Consider the following 4,093-nt stretch of genomic DNA (forward strand, 5'->3'; position numbering starts at 1 on the left):
CCATCTCTCCGTAAGTGCGGTGTATATTACTCAGCGTTTCTGATGATGTAAATACTTAATTCACTCAACCGCTCAATATACAACCATTTTTGGTTTTTTTCTTTAACTAAGTATGCTTTCGACCAAAATATTGCTCTGGTAGCCATTTTTACCGGGTTATAAATAGACAAACAGGCTGACCATTGCTGGCCAGCCTGATTGCTTCCCTGGGTTTTGTGAGCAATTAACGTAAAATCATTTGCTCACGCTCAGGGCCTACCGAAATCATTTTCACCGGTACACCCATGAGTTCTTCAATACGCTGTACGTACTTCTGCGCTGCTACAGGCAGGCTTTCAAAAGTACGACAGCCAGTAATATCTTCGTCCCAGCCTTCCATCTGCTCGTAAACAGGTGCCAGTTCAGCCGTTTGTGGCCAAATTGGGTTTTCGCTGTGCTCGCCGTCGTAGCTAACACAGATCTTCAGATCTTTCATACCGCTCAGGCAATCTAATTTAGTCAGCGCTACTTCAGTTGCAGCCTGCAGCTCAACACCGTTACGTGTCGCAATCGCATCGAAGTAGCCCATATCACGCGGACGACCTGTTACTGCGCCGTATTCGTTCGCAGCTTCACGGAAGCTGTCCTGCTCTTCCATTGCAGTAATCAATGTACCTGTGCCCACTGATGAGCTGAAAGATTTAGCTACCGCAATAACACGCTCAGGACGCAGAGCCGGCAAGCCACTACCCAAACCAGCATAAGCAGCCGTTACGTTAGACGATGTTGTCCATGGATATTCACCATAAACCAAGTCACGGCCTGCACCCAACTGAGCTTCAAACAGTAGGTTTTCATCTTTTGCCTGAAGCGCTTTTAGCGGCTCACCCACATTGCAGATAGCATCACGCCATGGTTCTGATACCTCCAGCAGCCACTGAGTCATCTCTTCAGCAGTTTGAGTAAATTCAAATGATGGATAAAGCGCTTTAAGCTGAGGCAGTTTCCAGTCCATCATGAACTGAATACGTTCGCGCAATACTTCAGGTTGTTTCAACCAACCAACCAGAATACCTTTTTTCATTACGCGGTCGCCGTATGCAGGTGCAATGCCCTGACGTGTCGAACCGTAAGCACCATCGCCTAAGCGCTCTTCTTCAAGGGTGTCTTCAATAGCGTGGAGTGGAAGACAAAGTGTCGCGCGGTCTGAAATTCGCAGTTTAACGTCAACGCCAGCGGCTTTAACTTCAGCAATTTCTTCAGACAATGGAGCCGGGCTGATCACCATGCCAGGGCCTAGCACCGCAATACAATCTGGATTAAATACGCCGCTTGGAAGCTGATGCAGTTTAAAAGTACCGAAATCATTAACTACGGTGTGACCGGCATTGTTACCGCCCTGAAAACGAATACTTGCCGACGCGCTATCTGCCAGATAGTCCACAATACGGCCTTTACCTTCATCACCCCAGTTTGCACCAACAACAACGATAGACGACATGATTTAATCTCCTTAAAAGCAATGCCCATATACTATGCCCGGCCAGCGAATAAGAAAAATTAATAATCATTATAGGGTTGATAAGAATCTCATATAGGATTATTTTGCCAAAAGCGTAGAATGACGCGAGACAGTATTCCCTCTTTTCCTGTAATCAGCGACTTACTAAAAGGACTGCCATGCTCGATATCCACTGGCTTAATACCTTTGTCACCCTTGCCCGGCTTGAACATTTTGGCAAAACAGCCAATGAGCTTCATATGACCCAACCGAATGTCAGCCTACATATAAAGCAGCTGGAACAAGCTACACGGGTAAAGCTTATTGAACGCAATCCCTTTCGGCTGACTCAGGCGGGTGAACGATTACTGCAAAGTGCTAAAAACACCCTGATGGAGTTACAGGTCTGCCAAGCAGACCTCAATGCCATCAATGATCTTTGCCAGGGAACATTAACAATCGCCGCCAGCGATATTATTTCAAGGTGGCTGTTGATCAGCCCATTCCAGTCATTTAAGACAGAGTTTCCCGGCATTGACTTGTCGCTGCTAAATACCACCTCTTCACAGGCGGCAGAGCTTGTTAAAAGTGCAAAAGCCGATCTCGGTTTCGTTATGGCGCAAAAAGAAAGTCAGCCCCTGCACTTTACTGAGCTAAAACAGGTGAAATGGTGTGCTCTTGGCGACGGGCTGAAAGAATGGCAACAAGGCACTGCTGATGAAAGTAATGAAGAGCCGACCCTGATCCTGCTAGGTCACGATACCCGAACCCGAGATCTAATCGATTCAGCTCTACCGGAACTGAAATTACCCAAATACAGAATTATGGAAGTAGGCAGTGTTGATGCCCAAATTGACTGGGCTGAAGCAGGGTTCGGGGTCGCTATTGTCCCTGACTTTTCTCTTCACCCAAAACTAAACCTGCAAACCGCAATTACCCCGTTACCGGAATTTCCGACTGCCAGCTTGGGTTATATCGTGCGGCAAAACCAGGTGTTATCAAGAGCAATCAAACAGCTACTACATTGGGTTGATGAAGAAATTATCCGCTCACCTCATGTTAATTAGCCTGAGAAAATTAAAACAAGAAAGTCTGAATGGTGGAGATCAACCCTTAATATTCACGATTTGCCGTAATGTATGGACAATATCAACAAGATCGATCTGGTTTTCCATTACCTTATCGATGTCCTTATACGCTTTAGGTAGCTCATCCAGCACACCTTTATCCTTACGGCACTCTACCCCGACTGTCTGAGCAATCAAATCTTTGACTGTGTATTGCTTTTTAGCCTGAGTACGGGACAATCTTCGTCCGGCACCATGACTGCAGCTAAAGAACGACTCCGGATTTCCAAGCCCACGAACAATGAAAGAACTCGCCCCCATACTGCCGGGGATCACGCCTAAATCCCCCTTCATCGCCCGGATTGCACCTTTGCGGGTGAGCCAGACTTCCTGACCAAAGTGCATCTCTCGCTCAATGTAATTGTGATGACAATTAATCGCTTCCTGAGTTATTTCAAACTGAGGTAAATAGTTCACTAATACCTCAAGAGCAGCCTTCATCATCAACTCACGATTGATGCGGGCATACTCCTGTGCCCACTCGACGCCTTGGATGTAACCATGGTAGTTTTTCGAGCCTTCCTCAAAGTAAGCCAAATCCTTATCCGGAAGATGAATGTTGTGCCGCTCCATATCCTGCTTGGCCTGAGAAATAAAATAGCGCCCAATCGCATTTCCAATACCACGGCTTCCGGAATGCAGCATCACCCATAAGTTATCAGCCTCATCCAGACAAAGCTCAAAAAAGTGATTTCCGCCTCCCAAAGTTCCCGCTTGGTATGCCCAGCGGTCTGGCTTAACCATTTTTTTCAGGCCGGGGTTGACATGATAGATCTTCTCTAACCCTTTCGCTAATGGTGAGTTTCTATTTATTTTAGCAACGCTGTGTTCCTGACCAGGTCCTAAAGGGATCACATCCTCAATGGCATGGCGGATCTCTCTTAAGTTATCGGGCAACTGAGAAGCATTAAGTGACAAACGCACCGCATTGATTCCACAGCCGATATCAACGCCTACCGCCGCCGGAATAATCGCTTTCACCGTCGCAATAACACTGCCAATTGTTGCTCCTTTTCCTAGGTGAACATCCGGCATGCCAGCGACATGATGAAAGATAAAAGGCAATGAAGCAGTACGCCTGAGCTGCTCCGCGGTTTGCTCATCAATTTCATCAGTCCAGACTTTTACCGGATGTGGCTGCTGCTTAGTTTGAGGATACTCGGTTAGAACAGGCACAAACTGCCTCCGCGTTTTTTGTTGCGGCTAACGACTAAGTATAGCTGTTGGCGAAGCGTCTGGGCTGGCGCTCCACTGGGGGGGCACGACGGGCACGCCTCCCTGCGGGACTCTTCGAGAACTCATTCGTCCGAAGGGCGAACACAAATTCTGCGCATACAAAAAAGGCCTAGTCTTTCGTCGGGAACGTCTAGTCTAAGCCTTCAATGTAGTGGCGGAGCGGATGAGGCTCAACGCGCGGCCAGTGCCGCGCCCAAGAGACCGTAGGACTCTCGGAAACGGAAACATATACGAAAAAGCCCCTGTCTTT

Annotated in this window: 3 protein-coding genes; 1 reads left to right on the top strand and 2 read right to left on the bottom strand. The window is 47.6% G+C overall.

The annotated features are described in order from the left end of the window. Positions 1-223: 223 nt before the first annotated feature. Positions 224-1,480: an adenylosuccinate synthase gene (locus tag C942_RS24200; RefSeq protein ID WP_007471624.1), complete on the bottom strand. Its 1,257-nt coding sequence runs from the start codon at positions 1,478-1,480 to the stop codon at positions 224-226. A gap of 179 nt (positions 1,481-1,659) precedes the next feature. Between C942_RS24200 and C942_RS24205 the strand changes: the two genes are divergently transcribed. Beyond that, positions 1,660-2,547, top strand: coding sequence for a LysR family transcriptional regulator (locus C942_RS24205; protein WP_007471626.1), 888 nt, complete (start codon positions 1,660-1,662; stop codon positions 2,545-2,547). A 39-nt stretch (positions 2,548-2,586) separates the two neighbouring features. Here C942_RS24205 and C942_RS24210 read toward each other — a convergent pair whose 3' ends face one another. Next, positions 2,587-3,783, bottom strand: a complete 1,197-nt coding sequence (locus C942_RS24210; RefSeq protein ID WP_007471628.1) for an RtcB family protein — start codon at positions 3,781-3,783, stop codon at positions 2,587-2,589. Positions 3,784-4,093 lie beyond the last annotated feature (310 nt).

The organism is Photobacterium marinum (assembly GCF_000331515.1).
GTDB lineage: Bacteria > Pseudomonadota > Gammaproteobacteria > Enterobacterales > Vibrionaceae > Photobacterium > Photobacterium marinum.